This is a genomic window from Streptococcus sp. sy004 (assembly GCF_007859205.1).
In the GTDB taxonomy this organism is placed as follows: domain Bacteria; phylum Bacillota; class Bacilli; order Lactobacillales; family Streptococcaceae; genus Streptococcus.
Window position 1 is genome coordinate 1 of the sequence record NZ_VOHP01000005.1, and the last position, 16,985, is coordinate 16,985.

18 protein-coding genes, 1 tRNA gene and 1 rRNA gene are annotated in these 16,985 nt (G+C 39.3%); 17 read left to right on the plus strand and 3 right to left on the minus strand.

Annotated elements, in window-relative coordinates:
* The first annotated feature begins 11 nt into the window (after window positions 1-11).
* The 4 genes from rrf to manA all read left to right on the plus strand — a co-directional run bounded on the left by rrf (window position 12) and on the right by manA (window position 1,888).
* Window positions 12-127 (plus strand): 5S ribosomal RNA (gene rrf / locus FRX54_RS05010).
* Between the two features lie 9 nt (window positions 128-136).
* A tRNA-Asn gene (locus FRX54_RS05015) sits at window positions 137-210 on the plus strand.
* 131 nt (window positions 211-341) lie between these two features.
* Window positions 342-824, plus strand: coding sequence for a sigma-70 family RNA polymerase sigma factor (locus tag FRX54_RS05020; RefSeq protein ID WP_261379640.1), 483 nt, complete (start codon window positions 342-344; stop codon window positions 822-824).
* A gap of 116 nt (window positions 825-940) precedes the next feature.
* Window positions 941-1,888, plus strand: coding sequence for a mannose-6-phosphate isomerase, class I (gene manA / locus FRX54_RS05025; protein WP_146461690.1), 948 nt, complete (start codon window positions 941-943; stop codon window positions 1,886-1,888).
* Between the two features lie 34 nt (window positions 1,889-1,922).
* On the opposite strand, the gene FRX54_RS05030 is transcribed toward manA, so the two are convergent.
* Both FRX54_RS05030 and FRX54_RS05035 read right to left on the minus strand, forming a co-directional pair.
* Window positions 1,923-2,651: a pseudouridine synthase gene (locus FRX54_RS05030; protein WP_146461692.1), complete on the minus strand. Its 729-nt coding sequence runs from the start codon at window positions 2,649-2,651 to the stop codon at window positions 1,923-1,925.
* A gap of 1 nt (window position 2,652) precedes the next feature.
* Entirely contained in the window at window positions 2,653-3,813 is a 1,161-nt protein-coding gene (locus FRX54_RS05035; RefSeq protein WP_146461694.1) for an MFS transporter, read from the minus strand.
* A gap of 184 nt (window positions 3,814-3,997) precedes the next feature.
* Between FRX54_RS05035 and secA the strand changes: the two genes are divergently transcribed.
* From secA to FRX54_RS05065, 6 genes are all read left to right on the plus strand, one after another.
* On the plus strand, window positions 3,998-6,526 hold the full coding sequence (gene secA / locus FRX54_RS05040; protein ID WP_146461696.1) for a preprotein translocase subunit SecA: 2,529 nt from the start codon (window positions 3,998-4,000) through the stop codon (window positions 6,524-6,526).
* A 52-nt stretch (window positions 6,527-6,578) separates the two neighbouring features.
* Window positions 6,579-6,944 (plus strand): holo-ACP synthase, encoded by a 366-nt coding sequence (acpS, locus tag FRX54_RS05045; RefSeq protein WP_146461828.1) that lies wholly within the window; start codon window positions 6,579-6,581, stop codon window positions 6,942-6,944.
* Window positions 6,931-8,064, plus strand: coding sequence for an alanine racemase (gene alr, locus FRX54_RS05050; protein ID WP_146461698.1), 1,134 nt, complete (start codon window positions 6,931-6,933; stop codon window positions 8,062-8,064). The genes acpS and alr overlap by 14 nt, the downstream gene beginning before the upstream one ends.
* The gene (gene recG / locus FRX54_RS05055; protein WP_146461700.1) at window positions 8,051-10,066 is read left to right on the plus strand and encodes an ATP-dependent DNA helicase RecG; all 2,016 of its coding nucleotides are present in this window, start codon (window positions 8,051-8,053) and stop codon (window positions 10,064-10,066) included. The genes alr and recG overlap by 14 nt, the downstream gene beginning before the upstream one ends.
* Window positions 10,067-10,225: 159 nt before the next feature.
* Window positions 10,226-10,687 (plus strand): hypothetical protein, encoded by a 462-nt coding sequence (locus FRX54_RS05060; RefSeq protein ID WP_146461702.1) that lies wholly within the window; start codon window positions 10,226-10,228, stop codon window positions 10,685-10,687.
* An 8-nt stretch (window positions 10,688-10,695) separates the two neighbouring features.
* On the plus strand, window positions 10,696-10,905 hold the full coding sequence (locus FRX54_RS05065) for a helix-turn-helix transcriptional regulator (protein WP_146461704.1): 210 nt from the start codon (window positions 10,696-10,698) through the stop codon (window positions 10,903-10,905).
* Window positions 10,906-10,960: 55 nt separating this feature from the next.
* On the opposite strand, the gene FRX54_RS05070 is transcribed toward FRX54_RS05065, so the two are convergent.
* Complete coding sequence (locus FRX54_RS05070; protein WP_146461706.1) at window positions 10,961-11,920, minus strand: asparaginase; 960 nt, start codon at window positions 11,918-11,920, stop codon at window positions 10,961-10,963.
* Between the two features lie 84 nt (window positions 11,921-12,004).
* Between FRX54_RS05070 and FRX54_RS05075 the strand changes: the two genes are divergently transcribed.
* From FRX54_RS05075 to FRX54_RS05105, 7 genes are all read left to right on the plus strand, one after another.
* Complete coding sequence (locus FRX54_RS05075; protein WP_146461708.1) at window positions 12,005-13,402, plus strand: Cof-type HAD-IIB family hydrolase; 1,398 nt, start codon at window positions 12,005-12,007, stop codon at window positions 13,400-13,402.
* Between the two features lie 91 nt (window positions 13,403-13,493).
* Window positions 13,494-14,054, plus strand: a complete 561-nt coding sequence (gene efp / locus FRX54_RS05080) for an elongation factor P (protein WP_146461710.1) — start codon at window positions 13,494-13,496, stop codon at window positions 14,052-14,054.
* A gap of 55 nt (window positions 14,055-14,109) precedes the next feature.
* Window positions 14,110-14,499: an Asp23/Gls24 family envelope stress response protein gene (locus tag FRX54_RS05085; protein WP_146461713.1), complete on the plus strand. Its 390-nt coding sequence runs from the start codon at window positions 14,110-14,112 to the stop codon at window positions 14,497-14,499.
* Complete coding sequence (gene nusB / locus FRX54_RS05090) at window positions 14,492-14,926, plus strand: transcription antitermination factor NusB (protein ID WP_146461715.1); 435 nt, start codon at window positions 14,492-14,494, stop codon at window positions 14,924-14,926. The genes FRX54_RS05085 and nusB overlap by 8 nt, the downstream gene beginning before the upstream one ends.
* Before the next feature lie 102 nt (window positions 14,927-15,028).
* Window positions 15,029-15,475 (plus strand): zinc-dependent MarR family transcriptional regulator, encoded by a 447-nt coding sequence (locus FRX54_RS05095; RefSeq protein ID WP_146461716.1) that lies wholly within the window; start codon window positions 15,029-15,031, stop codon window positions 15,473-15,475.
* Window positions 15,472-16,158 carry a metal ABC transporter ATP-binding protein gene (locus FRX54_RS05100; RefSeq protein ID WP_146461718.1) on the plus strand — a complete coding sequence of 229 codons (687 nt, stop codon included), beginning with the start codon at window positions 15,472-15,474 and terminating at the stop codon, window positions 16,156-16,158. The genes FRX54_RS05095 and FRX54_RS05100 overlap by 4 nt, the downstream gene beginning before the upstream one ends.
* Before the next feature lie 11 nt (window positions 16,159-16,169).
* Window positions 16,170-16,979 (plus strand): metal ABC transporter permease, encoded by an 810-nt coding sequence (locus FRX54_RS05105; RefSeq protein ID WP_146461720.1) that lies wholly within the window; start codon window positions 16,170-16,172, stop codon window positions 16,977-16,979.
* Window positions 16,980-16,985 lie beyond the last annotated feature (6 nt).

The window sequence follows — 16,985 nt, forward strand, 5'->3', positions numbered from 1 at the left end:
AATCAGAGTAGTTAAGTGATGATAGCCTAGGAGATACACCTGTACCCATGCCGAACACAGCAGTTAAGCCCTAGCACGCCTGAAGTAGTTGGGGGTTGCCCCCTGTGAGATAAGGTAGTCGCTTAGCTATTGATATTCCGCCATAGCTCAGTTGGTAGTAGCGCATGACTGTTAATCATGATGTCGTAGGTTCGAGTCCTACTGGCGGAGTAGATGAAGCATTGAGAATAGTCTCAATGCTTTTTTATTTAGCAGAGTGAGAAAAGTGACATCGATGTCCTGTTTTATAAAAGAAATTTGACTTATACTTGAATTAGTTAAATGATAAAGGAGTTTAAGAGATGGACATGGATAATGAAAAATTTGAAGAGTTATATGATAAAGTGAAACCGATAGTGACTAAGTTGGAGAGAACTTATCAGATAAGAATTTGGCTCCATGATGATTGGGAGCAAGAGGCGATGATTAGTCTGTATCATTTGTGTCAATCTTGCCCTCAGGTCTTGTGGGATGAGCATTGTTTACGCATTTATTTTAAGACGAAATTTTCTAATCATGTTAAGGATGTTTTACGTAAGCAGTATAGTGTGAAGCGACAGTTTAATTTGATGCCTTATGAAGAAATTGGTGAGGTAGGTCATGCTTTGAAAGAAGGTGGAATGTTGTTGGAGGATTATGTGGCGTTTAAGTCTTGGTTGGAGGTAGTTAGAAAGAATTTAAGTGTCAAAGAACAAGCGCAATTGGATAGGTTAATTAGGGGAGAACGTTTTGCAGGGAGAAAAGCCTTGCTTAAACAACTTAAAGAACATTTAGTTGAAGAATAAAAAGTAGATTAGGTGACTAATCTATTTTTAGCTATTAGAGAGAGAAAAGATTAAGTATTGCAGAAGAGAGTGTTGTGGTGTTATAATGAAACTGAATTAAGATAAGGAGAAATAAGATGAAACAACCATTATTTTTACAAGGGACATTGCATGAGAAGATTTGGGGAGGTAATCGACTTGGTACAGTTTTTAATTATGAACTTAATAGTGATAAGACGGGTGAATATTGGGCTATCTCAGCTCATGGTAACGGTGTTTCACAGATCTTAAATGGTCGCTTTGAAGGAATGGGTTTGGATCAACTATATCACTTAGAACCAGCTCTTTTTGGTTATCCCAAAAGTAAAGTTTTTCCTTTGTTAATTAAGATTTTAGATGCTAATGATTGGCTTAGTGTGCAAGTACATCCGGATGATGCTTACGCTTTAGCCCATGAAGATGAATTGGGTAAGACTGAATGTTGGTATGTTTTGGAAGCTGATGAAGGAGCCGAAATTATCTATGGGCATACGGCTAAGACTAAAGAGGATTTGAAAGAGATGATTATGACAGGTCAATGGGATGAGTTATTGACACGAGTTTCAGTTAAGGCAGGTGATTTTTTCTATGTGCCAAGTGGAACGATGCATGCCATTGGTCGTGGTATTTTAATTTTGGAAACTCAACAATCAAGTGATACGACTTATCGTGTCTATGATTTTGACCGTCCTGATAAAAGTGGGCAATTGAGAGAACTGCATTTGAAAGAGTCCATAGATGTGTTGACACTTGCTGAACCAAAAAATAGTCAACCTGTGGATCTTAAAGTAGGAGATTTAATGTCCACGCTTTTGGTTAGCAATGAGTTCTTTACAGTATATAAATGGGAAGTTAAAGGGCAAGCTAGTTTTACGCAAACAGCACCTTATTATTTGATGAGTGTAATTGAAGGTGAGGGAGATTTACTAATAGACAATGACACTTATTCTTTGAAAAAGGGAGATCATTTTATTCTACCAAATCATGTCACATCATGGGAGTTTTCTGGGGATTTAACCTTGATTGTGAGCTATAGTAATGATTAAAAAAAATAGCAGAGAGATAACTCTTTCTGCTATTTTATAATGCCACGTTAAAAATGTCCAAGCTAGTTATTTCTTTTGGAGTTAGACGGCGATAGTCACCTAGTGCTAAATTGGGATCCAGTTGCAAGGGGCCTATGCTTAAACGTTGTAAGTCAGTTACAGTTTTACTACAGGCTTTCACCATGCGTTTGACTTGGTGGAATTTACCTTCTTTGATGGTAATTTGAACGAGGCTGGTGTTTTCTTTTTTGTTGGTTGAAAGAATAGTCAATTGGGCAGGTTGGCAGGTGAAATCTTTAAGTACGATACCTTGAGCAAATGCTTGGACATCATCTTGGGTCATGATCCCATCAATCTTGGCTTGATAACATTTATCCACATGTTTTTTTGGCGATAGCATAGCATGAGCTAGCTGGCCGTTATTGGTTAAGAGAAGAAGACCATGGGTATCAATGTCCAAGCGACCAACAGGGAAAACGTCTTTATGACGAGCGGTTTCATCAAGTAAATCAAGAACAGTAGTATGTTGCTCATCTTGCGTTGCTGAAATAACTCCTTGGGGTTTATTGAGTAAATAATAAACAAATTTTTCATGGGTTAGGGTCTGTCCATTTATGGTGACGTGGTCATTTTGTTCATCAATTTGTTGTTTAGCCAGAGTTGAAATTTCTCCATTGACTAGAACTTGTTTTGTTTTTAAGAGTTTTTTGATCTCATTTCGGCTACCGATGCCACAATCTACTAAAAATTTATCTAGTCGCATGTTAGACTCTCTTTATTTCTTTGACTAATAGCAAAGCACTGATTATTCCACAAGCGATGGTATAAATACCAAAGGCACCAAGACTTGGGTTGATTTTTTCTAAAAAGTTGGGAAGTAAGGCGGCAGTTGCTCCACCGATATTACAACCCATAAGAACGATAGTCATAACAGTATTATCAAGTGGTTTTGGAGCAAGACCAGCTGCTCGACTAAAAATAATGGTTAAAATGGTACTATAGAAGAATCCTGAAATCATTGCTCCTAATCCCAGTAACCAAAGATTATGGGCAAAGGTAATCCCAACAACAGATAGTCCAAAAATGGTATAGGCTATCCCTAACAGCCAGTGTTTAAAGCGACCAATCAATAAACTAAACAGTGTTCCAGCTAAGATTCCCATCATTTGCATTAAGCTGAGAACATAACTAGCTTCTTGAGCTGTTCCGATTCCAGATGTGACAACGATTTGAGGAATTCTCATGGTGAGGAAGGTATTAACATTGATGACAAAAAAGGCTAGAAAAGCGAGATAAAGACTGGTTTGCCATAAGTGTTTTGTTAATTTAGGTTTAGAGAAAGAGGTATCCGTATCAGTTTGTTCTTGACCTAGATTTTCCTTAGGCACAAAAAGAACAAAGAACAATAAAATAACTAGGGCAAATAGATAGGTTGCAAAAGCAAATTGCCAGCCAAAACCTAAGAGATAACCAACAAGGGTAGTCAAGCTGGCGCTACCTAATACTTCGGCTGAGCTGCGTAAGCCCATCATCTGCACCCCTTCTTGACCTGTAAAAAAATGTCCAATGATGTTGATGGCACGAGCATTGATGAGTCCGATTCCCAAGCCAAGTAAAATTCTGGCAAAAAGAACTAGCGTAAAGCTAGGAAAAAGAACTGGCATCGAGCCACCAATTGCTATTAAAAATAAACCTAAAATGATGATAGAGCGCTCTGATAAAAATCGGACGATAAGACCATTAGACAATAGGCTAACCATAATGGCAAAAGACGTAATCGTAATGAGGTTTTCTACTTGACTAGACGAAATCCCTTCCTTTGCAAAATGACTAATCATTTGAGGCAAGGCAGGGGAAACGGCAAAAGTGGATACTAGCATGGTAGAGAGTGCTAGTAGGCTAATTTTTTCTAAAATTCGTTTCATGGAATCTCCTTTTTAATTGATAGTTATTATTAGTATAACAAATTTCAATGAGATGAGATAGGGACTTGGGACAAGAAGTTTCAAAGAGAAGAGATTGCTTAGCGACATTATAGCCCACTCTTGAATAGCAGTTTATTTCGTGGTATAATAATATGATAATGTATCGTAATTGAGAGGAACTAAAATGGCAAATATGCTACGCACACTTATTGAAAATGATAAGGGTGAAGTGAAAAAATTAAGAAAAATAGCAAAGAAAGTTGAATCTTATGCCGATGAGATGGAAGGCCTGTCTGATGAGGCATTGAAGGCTAAGACGGAAGAATTTAAAAAACGTTATAATTATGGTGAAACCTTAGATGATTTACTGCCCGAAGCTTTTGCTGTTGTACGTGAAGCTGCCAAACGTGTTTTGGGGTTGTTTCCTTATACAGTTCAAATCATGGGGGGAATTGTTCTTCATCATGGTGATGTGCCTGAAATGCGTACTGGTGAAGGTAAGACTCTAACGGCAACAATGCCAGTTTATCTGAATGCCATCTCTGGCGAGGGTGTCCACGTTGTTACGGTCAATGAGTATCTGGCAACTCGTGATGCCATGGAGATGGGTGAGGTTTACAGTTGGCTTGGTTTGTCAGTTGGGATTAACTTGGCTGCAAAATCGTCTTTGGAAAAACGTGAAGCCTATAACTGTGACATCACTTACTCAACCAACTCAGAAATTGGATTTGATTATCTTCGTGATAACATGGTGCAACGTCGAGAAGATATGGTGCAACGCCCGTTGAACTTTGCCTTGGTCGATGAAGTTGACTCAGTCTTGATTGATGAGGCCCGTACACCGTTGATCGTTTCAGGTGCTGGTGGAGCAGATATTGATCAGCTTTATATCCGAGCAGATATGTTCGTTAAGACCCTTAAACGTGAAGACTATGCCATTGATATACCGACTAAGACCATTGGTCTAAAAGATTCTGGTATTGACAAGGCTGAGCAGTATTTCAATTTGGATAACCTTTATGACCTTGAAAATGTGGCCTTGACCCACTATATTGACAATGCTCTTCGTGCCAACTATATTATGACCTTGGACGTGGATTATGTGGTCAGTGAAGAAGGCGAGATTTTAATCGTTGACCAATTTACAGGTCGTACCATGGAAGGTCGTCGTTTCTCTGATGGTCTTCACCAAGCCATTGAAGCCAAGGAAGGTGTAGAAGTTCAAGAAGAAACCAAGACAAGCGCGTCAATCACCTACCAAAACATGTTCCGTATGTATAAAAAATTGTCAGGGATGACAGGTACTGGTAAGACGGAGGAAGAAGAATTCCGCGAAATCTACAACATGCGAATCATTCCAATTCCAACCAACCGTCCAGTCCAACGTATTGACCATCCAGATTTGCTTTATCCAACCTTAGATGCGAAGTTTCGTGCGGTTGTAGCTGATGTCAAAAAGCGTTATCAGACAGGTCAACCTATTCTAGTCGGAACAGCTTCTGTAGATACTAGTGATTTGCTGTCAAAAATGTTGGTTAAAGAAGGTATTCCACACGAAGTCTTGAATGCCAAGAACCATTTTAAAGAAGCACAAATCATTATGAATGCTGGTCAGCGTGGAGCAGTTACCATTGCCACCAATATGGCTGGTCGTGGTACCGACATCAAGTTGGGAGAGGGTGTACTAGACCTTGGTGGTCTTTGTGTTATCGGAACAGAGCGTCATGAGAGTCGCCGTATTGATAATCAATTGCGTGGTCGTGCTGGACGTCAAGGAGATAAGGGAGAATCTCAATTCTATCTGTCTTTAGAAGATGACTTGATGAAACGTTTTGGTTCAGAGCGTATTAAAGCCTTTCTTGATCGTATGAATTTGGACGAAGAAGATGCTGTTATCAAGTCTAGCTTGTTGACCAAGCAAGTAGAGAGTGCCCAAAAACGTGTTGAGGGTAATAACTATGACGCTCGTAAACAAGTCTTGCAGTATGATGATGTCATGCGGGAGCAACGGGAAATTATTTACGCTAACCGTTATGAAGTCATTACAGCTATTCGTGACTTAGGACCAGAAATTAAGGCCATGATTCAACGCACGATTGATCGTCAAGTTGATGCTCATAGTCGTATGGATAAGGATGAGGCTTTGGAAGCTATTGTGACCTTTGCTCAAAATAATCTCTTGGATGAGCAAGATATCAGTGTGGCTAATTTGCAATCCTTGAACTTTACGGAAATCAAAGAAGAATTATATGATCGAGCGATGGAAGTTTACCAACGACAAATGGCGAGATTGAAAGATGAAGATAAGATTCTTGAATTCCAAAAAGTCTTAATCTTGATGGTTGTTGATAATCGTTGGACTAGTCATATTGATGCTTTGGATCAATTGAGAAGTGCGGTTGGTCTGCGTGGTTATGCTCAAAACAATCCAATTGTTGAGTACCAATCAGAAGGTTTCCGCATGTTCCAAGATATGATTAGCACAATTGAGTTTGATGTGACGCGTACGATGATGAAGACACAAATTCATGAACAAGAGCGTGAGCATGTGTCACAAAATGCGAGAACAACTGCTCAAGGTAATATCGCAGCTCAAAAACTTGATTTTGATAGCCTAACTGAGTATGACTTTACTGGTGTGCGTCGTAATGATACTTGTCCATGTCAATCTGGTAAGAAATTTAAGAATTGTCACGGACGTCAAAAATTTTAAAATAGAAAAGAAGAGAGCGGGCATGGTCTTAGCTCTTTTCTTGGAGAAAAAGATGATTGTAGGGCATGGGATTGATTTGCAAGAGATTTCAGCAATTGAAAAAGCTTATGATAAGCGGCCCAATTTTGTAAAAAAAGTACTGACACCTAAGGAATTAGTTAGGTTTGAACAATTACCTAAAAAAAGGGCAATGGCTTATCTAGCAGGTCGCTGGGCAGCCAAGGAAGCCTTTGCTAAGGCAATGGGAACAGGAATTGGAAAACTAAACTTTTTAGCTATTGAAATCCTATCTGATGAGAAGGGAGCACCAGTAGTGACCCAGTCACTGTTTCCTGGTCATGTTTTTGTTTCCATCAGTCATAGTGGTCAATTGGCTCAAGCCAGTGTTATTTTGGAGGAAGAAAATGGTAGCAAGTAAGCATAGACCAACGAGAGCGATTGTTGATTTGGCAGCAATTCAAGCCAATGTTGAGGTTATTAAAAGTTGTTTAAGAGAAAAGGTACAGACCTTTGCAGTGGTCAAGGCTAATGCCTATGGTCATGGTGCAGTAGAGGTTGCTAAAAGCTTGCAATCTTTTGTTGATGGTTATTGTGTGTCGAATTTGGACGAGGCTTTGGAGTTACGACAGGCAGGTTTGACACAAGCTGTTTTGATTTTGGGAGTGATTGAAGCTGAAGATGTGGGCCTAGCAATTCGTCACAATCTCATGCTAACGGTAACGAGTCAGGAATGGTTAGATCGTCTTTTGTCAACGCAAGACCAACAAGATTTAGAGGGCATGCAAGTACATCTCAAGATTGATTCAGGTATGGGACGTGTCGGTTTTCGTGAAGCTGATGAGATCAACAAAGTCATGTCTGCCTTAGATAAGGTCGGCGCTAGAGTTGTAGGGATTTTCACGCATTTTGCAACGGCTGATGAGACAGACGATAGCAAATTTCAAGAACAATTAGCACGATTTAAGAGCATCTTGTCAAATTTGACTGATGTTCCTAAATTGGTTCATGCCAGTAATTCAGCCACAACCCTTTGGCATGAGGACGGTATTTTTAATGCCGTTCGCTTAGGTGTGGCGATTTATGGTCAAAATCCTAGTGGACTAGAGCTGCCACTTCCTTTTGACTTAAAACCAGCCTTACGTTTGGAGAGCCAATTGGTTCAAGTCAAACAACTGAAAGCTGGTCAGTCAGTTGGTTATGGTGCAACCTATGTGGCTCGTGAAGATGAGATTATTGCAACGGTACCAATTGGTTATGCAGATGGCTGGTTGCGGCGTTTACAAGGAGCAAAAGTTTTAGTGGATGGTCAATTTTGTGAAATTGTTGGTCGTGTTTCCATGGATCAGATAACACTCCGATTACCCAAGGCATATCCTTTGGGAACAAAAGTGACATTGATTGGTCAAGATAGGGACCAACTTATTACGGCAACTGACTTAGCACAATTTTCTCAGACCATCAATTATGAAATTCTATGTTTGATTAGTGAACGAGTGCCAAGAATTTATCAACAAGGATCGGCTCATGAAATTGGATGATCAAATAGCGAGCTTGAAAGGTTTTGGGCCTAAAACGACTGAAAACTTTATCAAACTTGGGATTGAAACCATTGAAGATTTGCTCTGCTATTATCCCTTTCGTTATGAGGATTTTCAGCGTCGGTCAGTAGCTGAGCTGGTGGATGGAGAAAAGGCGCTCGTCTTAGGAACGGTTGTGACACCAGCAGTCGTGCAATATTATGGTTTTAAACGTAATCGGTTGACTTTTAAGATGAAGCAAGGTGATGATGTCTTGGCTGTCAATTTTTTTAACCAACCTTATTGGCAAGACAAGATTCAACTAGGACAAGAGGTGGCTGTTTTTGGAAAATGGGACAGTAAGAAGGCTAGTTTAACTGGTATTAAAATCCTAGCCCAAGTTAGCGACGAGATGCAGCCAGTGTATCATCTTGTTAAGGGGGTCTCGCAAGCCAGTTTGGTGAAAGCCATTAAATCGGCTTTGGATATGGGATATTTGCAGCTTTTACCAGAAAATCTTCCTCAATACTTGTTGGATAAATACCGGTTGTTAGATCGTCAAACCGCCGTTTTAGTCATGCATTTTCCAACAGATTTAACCCATTATAAACAGGCTTTAAGGCGATTAAAGTTTGAAGAATTTTTCTATTTTCAATTGAAATTACAAATCTTAAAAGCGAGTCATCAAGTGGAGAATTCAGGCACGGTGTTAGCCTATGATGAGCGTCGATTGGCAGAGCGTCTGGCTAATTTGCCCTTTACCTTAACCTCGGCTCAAGAACGTAGTTTATCTGAGATCTTAGCTGACATGAAATCAAATAAGCACATGAACCGATTGTTACAAGGAGATGTGGGTTCAGGCAAGACGATTATCGCTAGTTTGGTTATGTATGCCGCCCACACGGCGGGCTATCAGTCAGCTTTAATGGTGCCAACAGAGATTTTAGCAGAACAGCATTACATGACTTTGTCTGACCTTTTTCCTGATTTGACCATAGCACTTTTAACGTCTGGCATGAAGGCGGCAGCTCGTCGAACGGTTTTGACAGGGATTGCTGAGGGTTCGATTGATTTAGTTGTGGGTACTCACGCGCTAATTCAAGAAGGGGTATCGTATCATCGTTTAGGTTTGGTGATTACAGATGAGCAACATCGCTTTGGTGTGAAACAACGTCGTTTATTTAGGGAAAAAGGAGTTAACCCAGATGTTTTAATGATGACTGCAACGCCAATTCCACGGACTTTGGCAATCACAGCTTTTGGTGATATGGACGTTTCGATCATCGATCAATTACCTGCTGGTCGAAAACCTATTATCACACGATGGGTTAAGCATGAACAGTTAGCTCAAGTTTGGGATTGGTTATTAGAAGAAGTCGCTAAACAATCCCAGATTTATATCATTTCTCCCTTGATTGAAGAATCCGAAGTGTTAGATTTGAAAAATGCAGAAACACTGCATCAAGAATTGGTCGCTTTATTTGATGAAAAGGCTAGGGTGGCCTTGATGCACGGTCGTATGAAGTCAGATGACAAAGAGCAGATTATGACAGCCTTCAAAAATCATGAACTAGATATTTTGGTTTCAACCACAGTCATTGAGGTTGGAGTTAATGTCCCTAATGCCAGTATTATGATTATTATGGATGCTGACCGTTTTGGTTTGAGTCAACTCCACCAATTACGCGGACGTGTCGGTCGAGGAAATAAACAATCCTATGCCATTTTGGTCGCTAATCCTAAAACCGATACAGGTAAAGAACGCATGCGAATCATGTGTGAAACAACAGACGGCTTTGTTTTGGCAGAGGCAGATCTGAAGATGAGGGGATCTGGTGATATATTTGGAACCAAGCAATCTGGTATTCCAGAGTTTAAGTTAGCAGATTTGGTGCAGGATTATCCAATTTTGGAAGAAGCCAGAAAAGTCACACAAGCCATTGTTTCAGATCCAAATTGGCAGGATAATCCCAGCTATAGGTTTGTCTTGCCTTACTTGACAGTTGAGAAAGAATTTGACTAGTTAAAGAGATATCAAACATCAAAATTTATCGTTTTTCGATAAAAAATAGTTGCAAAACAAAATATTTCTGTTATACTAATAGTATCATGTGATAATTATTAAATAGAGCTCATTTAATGGTAACCCTTTATTTGTAAGATGAGAGAGGAAATATTTAAGATGAAAAATAAGGATATGTCTTATTTGAAATACGGTGTGTGGTTATGTAATATTTTGATTGCTATCCACTTGATGATTGCGATTGGCTTAGTCATTTTTAGTATGATTGGTGTTGTTAACAATGGCTATTTGACAGATTGGTTGGCTAATTTCCAAAAAACCAATGTCTTGCTATCTGGTTTATCAGTGACGATTTTTGGTGTTATTTTTATGTTGTGGAATTTGGTATTACCAATTGCGATTTTGATTTGTATTCGTCAATTTTTCAAAAACATTTTAACAAACCACATCTTCATTTTCCAAAATGTCCGTTTGGCGCGTATCTTAACAGTTTTGACAGCTGTTGTTGGTGTTGTATCAATGAACTTGACTTATCTTTTGATTGCCGGTTTGATTTGGGCCATGTCTAAAGTTATTGAACAAGCCAATGTGATTGCAGAAGAAAATAAATTTATTATTTAGGAGTAGGTATGATTATCGTCAATCTTGATGTTGAACTAGCCAAGAAAAAAATGAAGCTAGGTGAATTAGCTGAGCGTATTGGTATCACAAATGCCAATTTGTCAATTCTAAAGACAGGAAAAGCTAAAGCAATTCGCTTTACAACCTTAGATGCTATTTGTCGTGAGCTAGATTGTCAACCAGGAGATATTTTGGAATATGTCGCTGACGAAAAGTAGTCATCTATTATCTTAAGAAAAAACCTTGATAGCTATCAAGGTTTTTTTATATATACTAGCCTTCGATATAGTCTTTCAAGGCCCGTTCACTAAGTCCCGCATTCAGGGCAATGAGTAATTTTAATCTTGCTTTTTGAGCGTTTAACTCTTTGACAAACATCACGCCCTGTTCTGCAAGTAAGACACCACCACCTGTATAGGCATAGACAGGTTCAGCAATACCATTGAAGCAACGTGACACTAGGACAACAGGAATTTGTTGTTCTAGAAGTTTGCTTAAAGCAGGGATCGTATCAGGTGGCATATTGCCAGCTCCAAGTGCTTCAATCACTACCCCATCAATCTTATCAGGAGTCAATAAGCTAATGATGCCATCTCCCATACCAGCATAGGCCTTGATGATTGGGACAGTGCCTTCAATCTTTTCCAAGTCAAAACGAACCCTAGGTTCTGCTGTTTGGAAGAAAAGAACATCATGCTTCATGATAATACCCAAGGGCCCATGAGTGGGTGTTTGAAAGGTAGATACATTAGTCGTATGGGTTTTGGTCACATACTTAGCTGCGTGAATTTCATCATTCATAACAACCAAGACTCCCTTATCATAAGCCTTGTCATGACTGGCAACACGAAGGGCAGAAAGATAGTTATAGATGCCATCACTCCCCAGTTCATTGGATGAACGCATCGCTCCTGTAATCACAATCGGAATTTGAGGCAAATTCATGGTATCCAAGAAATAAGCCGTTTCTTCCAAGGTATCTGTCCCGTGAGTAATAACCACCCCATCAATCTGTTTTGCCTTTTCTTTAATTAATTGATAAAGTTTTAGCATGTGACTGGGTCTAACATGTGGACTGGGTAAGTTAAACAGGTCTAGAACTTCCAAGTCTAGATTATCAAGAGTCAGTCCAACATGCGTCATGGGATTGGTGGTTTCAGGTCTGACCTTACCGGTGTCATCAGCTTGCATAGAAATGGTGCCACCAGTATGGAGCACAAGAATTTTTTTCATAAGTCTTCTTTCAATTCCTAAAATATGTTATTATTATTGTAACATATCGCAAAAAAAGTGTGAAGCAAGAGATGAGGGATTGAAATGGCAATAAAAGCAGTATTTTTTGATATTGACGGCACTTTGCTAAACGATGTTAAATCCGTGCAAAAATCCACGCAAGCAGCCATTAAAGACTTACATCGTCAAGGTATTTTGGTTGGTGTGGCAACTGGTCGTGGACCAGGTTTTATCAATCGCTTTATGGAAAATCTAGAGTTAGATTTTGCTGTTGCTTATAATGGTCAGTATATTTTTACAAGAGATCGAGTACTTTATACTAACCCTCTACCCAAATCTGCTGTTTATCGAACCATTAAATATGCTTCTGGCAGAAAGCGTGAAATTTCCTTGGGAACAGCAACTGGCTTGGTTGGTTCTAACATTATTAACCTAGGCACCAGTCGTTTTGGCCAAGTTATTAGTCGTGTGGTGCCTAAAAGCTGGGCTAAGATGGTGCAAAAAACGTTTAAGCATGCGATTAGACGCTTTAAACCTCAACGTCCTGCTGATTTATTGACCATCATGAAAGAGCCGATTTATCAAGTTGTTTTAGTCGCCACTAAAGATGAAACTAATCAACTTGAAAAGAAATTCCCACAAGTAACCATCACGAGAAGTAGTCCCTACTCAGCCGATTTGATTACAAAGGGCATGTCGAAACTAAAAGGTATTAAAAAAGTTGGTCAAATTTTTGGGTTTGACATAAACGAAGTCATGGCTTTTGGCGATTCAGACAATGATTTAGAAATGTTGTCAGGCGTAGGTATTGGTGTTGCTATGGGAAATGGTAGTGAAGAAGCCAAACAAACTGCCACTTATACGACAAGTAGTAACAATCAAGACGGTATTGCCAAGGCCTTGGCTCATTATGGATTGATTCATCTAGGAAATGAGTCAACCTTTATGAGTAGTGATGACAATTTCAACAAGGTTCGTGATTTCCATGAACTGATGGATGGCAGTTTGCGTGATTTACCAAAAGCATTTGATAGTCATGAGGCTAGTCGTCGAGTTAATTTCAAAGCAGAAGAGCTCGTTGAGTTTATATATGCTAGTCAATCTAGTCTAGATGCTTTTCAAGAGCAAGTGGCAGCCCTACATCAAGCGATTGATCAGGCTGTCGTTAAAGTTAGTCAAAAACCAGCAACAGATGATCAGATGGTTGGTCAAGTAGATGCTCTAGCAGATCTTTTGTATTTTACTTATGGGTCGTTTACGCTGATGGGTATTGATCCTAAACCCATCTTTGATACGGTTCATGAGGCCAATATTGGCAAAATTTTTCCAGATGGCAAGCCTCATTTTGACCCAGTAACGCATAAGATTTTGAAACCTGACCAATGGCGAGAACCAGAGCCTGCAATTAAGTTAGAGTTGGATCGCCAAATCCGTAAGGCTCAGGCGCGACAACTCCAAAAAGAAAAGTCACTAAAGAACTGACTAAGGGTGTCTTATTTTATTAAAACATTTGAGTCTTGATGGTTTTTGTGGTAAAATGAAGTGATAATAATTTGAATAAAGAGGTATCATTATGATTGAAGCAAGTAAATTAAAGGCAGGAATGACCTTTGTAACAACAGATGGCAAGTTGATTAAAGTATTAGAAGCTAGCCACCATAAACCAGGTAAGGGAAATACCATCATGCGAATGAAATTGCGTGATATCCGTAGTGGTTCAACTTTTGATACGAGCTATCGTCCAGAGGAAAAATTTGAGCAAGCGATTATTGAAACACGTCCAGCTCAGTACCTTTACAAGATGGATGACACAGCCTACTTCATGGATACTGAAAGCTACGAACAATACGAAATTCCAGTAGCTAACGTGGAAAATGAATTACTTTACATTCTAGAAAATTCAGATGTGAAAATCCAATTCTACGGTACAGAAGTTATCGGTGTGACGATTCCAACAACAGTTGAATTGACGGTTGCTGAAACTCAACCATCAATCAAGGGGGCAACCGTGACAGGTTCAGGTAAACCAGCGACTATGGAAACAGGTCTTGTTGTCAACGTACCAGATTTCATCGAGGCTGGTCAAAAATTGGTCATCAATACAGCTGAAGGGACTTATGTCTCACGCGCTTAATTAGTCAAGGATTGGAGCAATTCCAATCCTTATTCAGAAGTGAAAGGATTATGCTATGACAAAGGAAGTAATTGGAGATATTATTATTTCTCCACGTGTACTAGAAGTCATTACAGGTATTGCGACAAGCAAGGTAGAAGGGGTTCATTCTCTGCAAAATAAAAAAATGGCAGATGGTTTGAGCAAAAAAAGTTTGGGTCGTGGTGTCTATCTTGAAACCGCTGAAGATGGTAGTTTAACGGTTGATTTATATGTTGATTTGCAATATGGTGTTACAGTGCCAACCGTCTGCCTTGCCATTCAACAAGCTGTCAAATCAGCTATCTATGATATGGCAGAAGTAGTGGTTAATCAAGTCAATGTTCATGTCGTTGGTATTGTGCCAGAAAAAACACCTAAGCCAGATGTGAAATCATTGTTTGATGAGGATTTCTTGAATGACTAAGTTATTTGATAATTCAAGACGAGATTTGCGTGAGCGTGCCTTTCAAACCCTATTTGCTCTTGAGTTTGGTGGTCAGACTCTTGACCAATCTCAGTTTGCTTATAGTTATGATAAGGATTTAGCTGAGGATGATGTTCTGGATACACCTGCTTTCATTCTCAATTTGGTGACAGGTGTCTATGATCATTTGGAATCATTGGATCAGGTGATTACGCAACATCTTAAGTCAGATTGGTCCTTGGAACGTTTAACCTTGACAGATAAAACCCTCTTACGTTTGGGGCTTTATGAAATGACTTATTTTGACGAAACGCCTACGCGTGTGGCCCTTAATGAGATTATTGAAATAGCTAAAAAATACTCCGATGAAACGTCTTCACGTTTTATCAATGGGCTATTGAGTCAGTTTGTCGAAGATGAAAACTAAAGGCTGGTAAAACCAGTCTTTTTTTATTGACTGGTATTTGAAGATACCGTTCTGTTTTTGATTATGATATAATTAACTGGTTAAGTAAAAGGAGAAAGTTATATGGAATTAGCAACTTCTATTGACCATTTGGTTAATAGTATTTTACTCAAAGCAGAAAATCAGCATGAATTTCTTATTGGTGCTTGTCAAAGTGAGTGGAGATTGACCAGTACACAAGAGCATATTCTCATGCTTTTAACTGAGGAAAGTTTGACAAATTCTGACTTGGCCAAGTGTTTATCTATTAGTCAAGCAGCAGTCACGAAGGCCGTCAAAGGACTCATTGCCCAAGGACTTTTAGAAAGTCAAAAAGCTAGTGGTGATGCGAGAAGTAATCAGTATCTTTTGACAGAGCAAGCACTTTTCATTGCTCAAGAACATGCTAACCACCATCACCAGACGCTTTTAGCTTATCAAGAAATCATAGACAAGTTTTCTCAAAGTGAACAGAAAGTTTTATCACGATTTATGGAAGCCTTGGTGCTTAGATTGGAGAAGTCATCATGAGATATATGACGGTGAGTGGACTTAGTTTTCAATATGACCATAATCCTGTTTTAGATGAGATCAATTACCATTTAGACAGTGGTGAATTTGTGACCTTGACAGGAGAAAATGGAGCCGCTAAATCAACCTTGATTAAGGCAAGTCTTGGTTTGCTTAATTTGCAAAAGGGACAAGTAACTATATCTGATACCAATATTAAAGGAAAAAAGCTACGTTTAGCCTATTTACCACAACAAATTGCCAGTTTTAATGCAGGATTTCCTAGTACAGTAGAAGAATTTGTTCGTTCAGGTCGTTATCCAAGAAAAGGTTGGTTTAGTCGTCTAGATGCCCATGATGAAGAACATGTGCGAGCGAGTTTGGAGTCAGTGGGTATGTGGGAGAGTCGTCAAAAAAGAATCGGTCAATTATCAGGTGGTCAAAAGCAGCGTGTTGTGATTGCTCGACTGTTTGCTTCTGATCCAGATGTCTTTGTCCTTGATGAGCCGACAACAGGAATGGATGCAGGAACCAGTCAGAGTTTTTATGACCTCTTACACCATAATGTCAAACATCATAGCAAGTCTGTGTTGATGATTACTCATGACCCAGATGATTTGGCACCCTATGCGGACCGTAACATTCATCTGGTGCGTAATCAGAATTTGCCTTGGCGTTGCTTTAACGTGCATAAGGAAGAGTAAGAGGAGAGATAATGTTTGACTTATTAACCTATGATTTTATGTTGCGGGCTTTTTTAGCAGTGCTTGCCATGAGTTTGTTTGCTCCTATTTTAGGTGTCTTTCTGATTTTGCGTAGCCAGAGTTTAATGAGTGATACCCTTAGCCATGTGTCCTTGGCAGGTGTAGCAATAGGCGTGGCAATGGGTCTATCACCTACTTGGACAACTCTAATAATTGTTAGTTTAGCAGCCATTTTTTTAGAATATCTGCGAAGTGTCTATCAGCATTATATGGAAATTGCGACAGCTATTTTAATGTCTGCTGGTTTGGCCCTGTCTTTAATGATTATGAGTAAGGCGGCAAATGCTTCCAGTCTGAGTTTAGACCAGTATCTTTTTGGTTCTATTATTACCATTAGTCACCATCAGGTTTTAGCTCTTTTTGCCCTAGCCTTTCTTATCTTACTCTTAACTGGTTTGTTTATTCGTCCCATGTATTTACTAACTTTTGATGAAGACACTGCCTTGGTTGATGGTTTACCAGTTAGATTGATGTCTATTTTGTTTAATATAATCACAGGTATTGCCATTGCTTTGATGATTCCAGCTGCAGGAGCACTCCTTGTTTCTACCATCATGGTCTTGCCAGCCAGTATTGCCATGCGTTTGGGAAATAGTTTTCGTCAAGTCTTGCTGATAGCTTTATTAACCAGTTTTACGGGAATGGTTAGTGGTCTTTTATTGTCGTATCATTTGGAAACACCAGCTAGTGCGACCATTACTATGGTATTTGTTAGTTTATTTCTTTTAGTTAGTGGTATTAAAAGAGGCGCTAAGGCTTAGTCTATT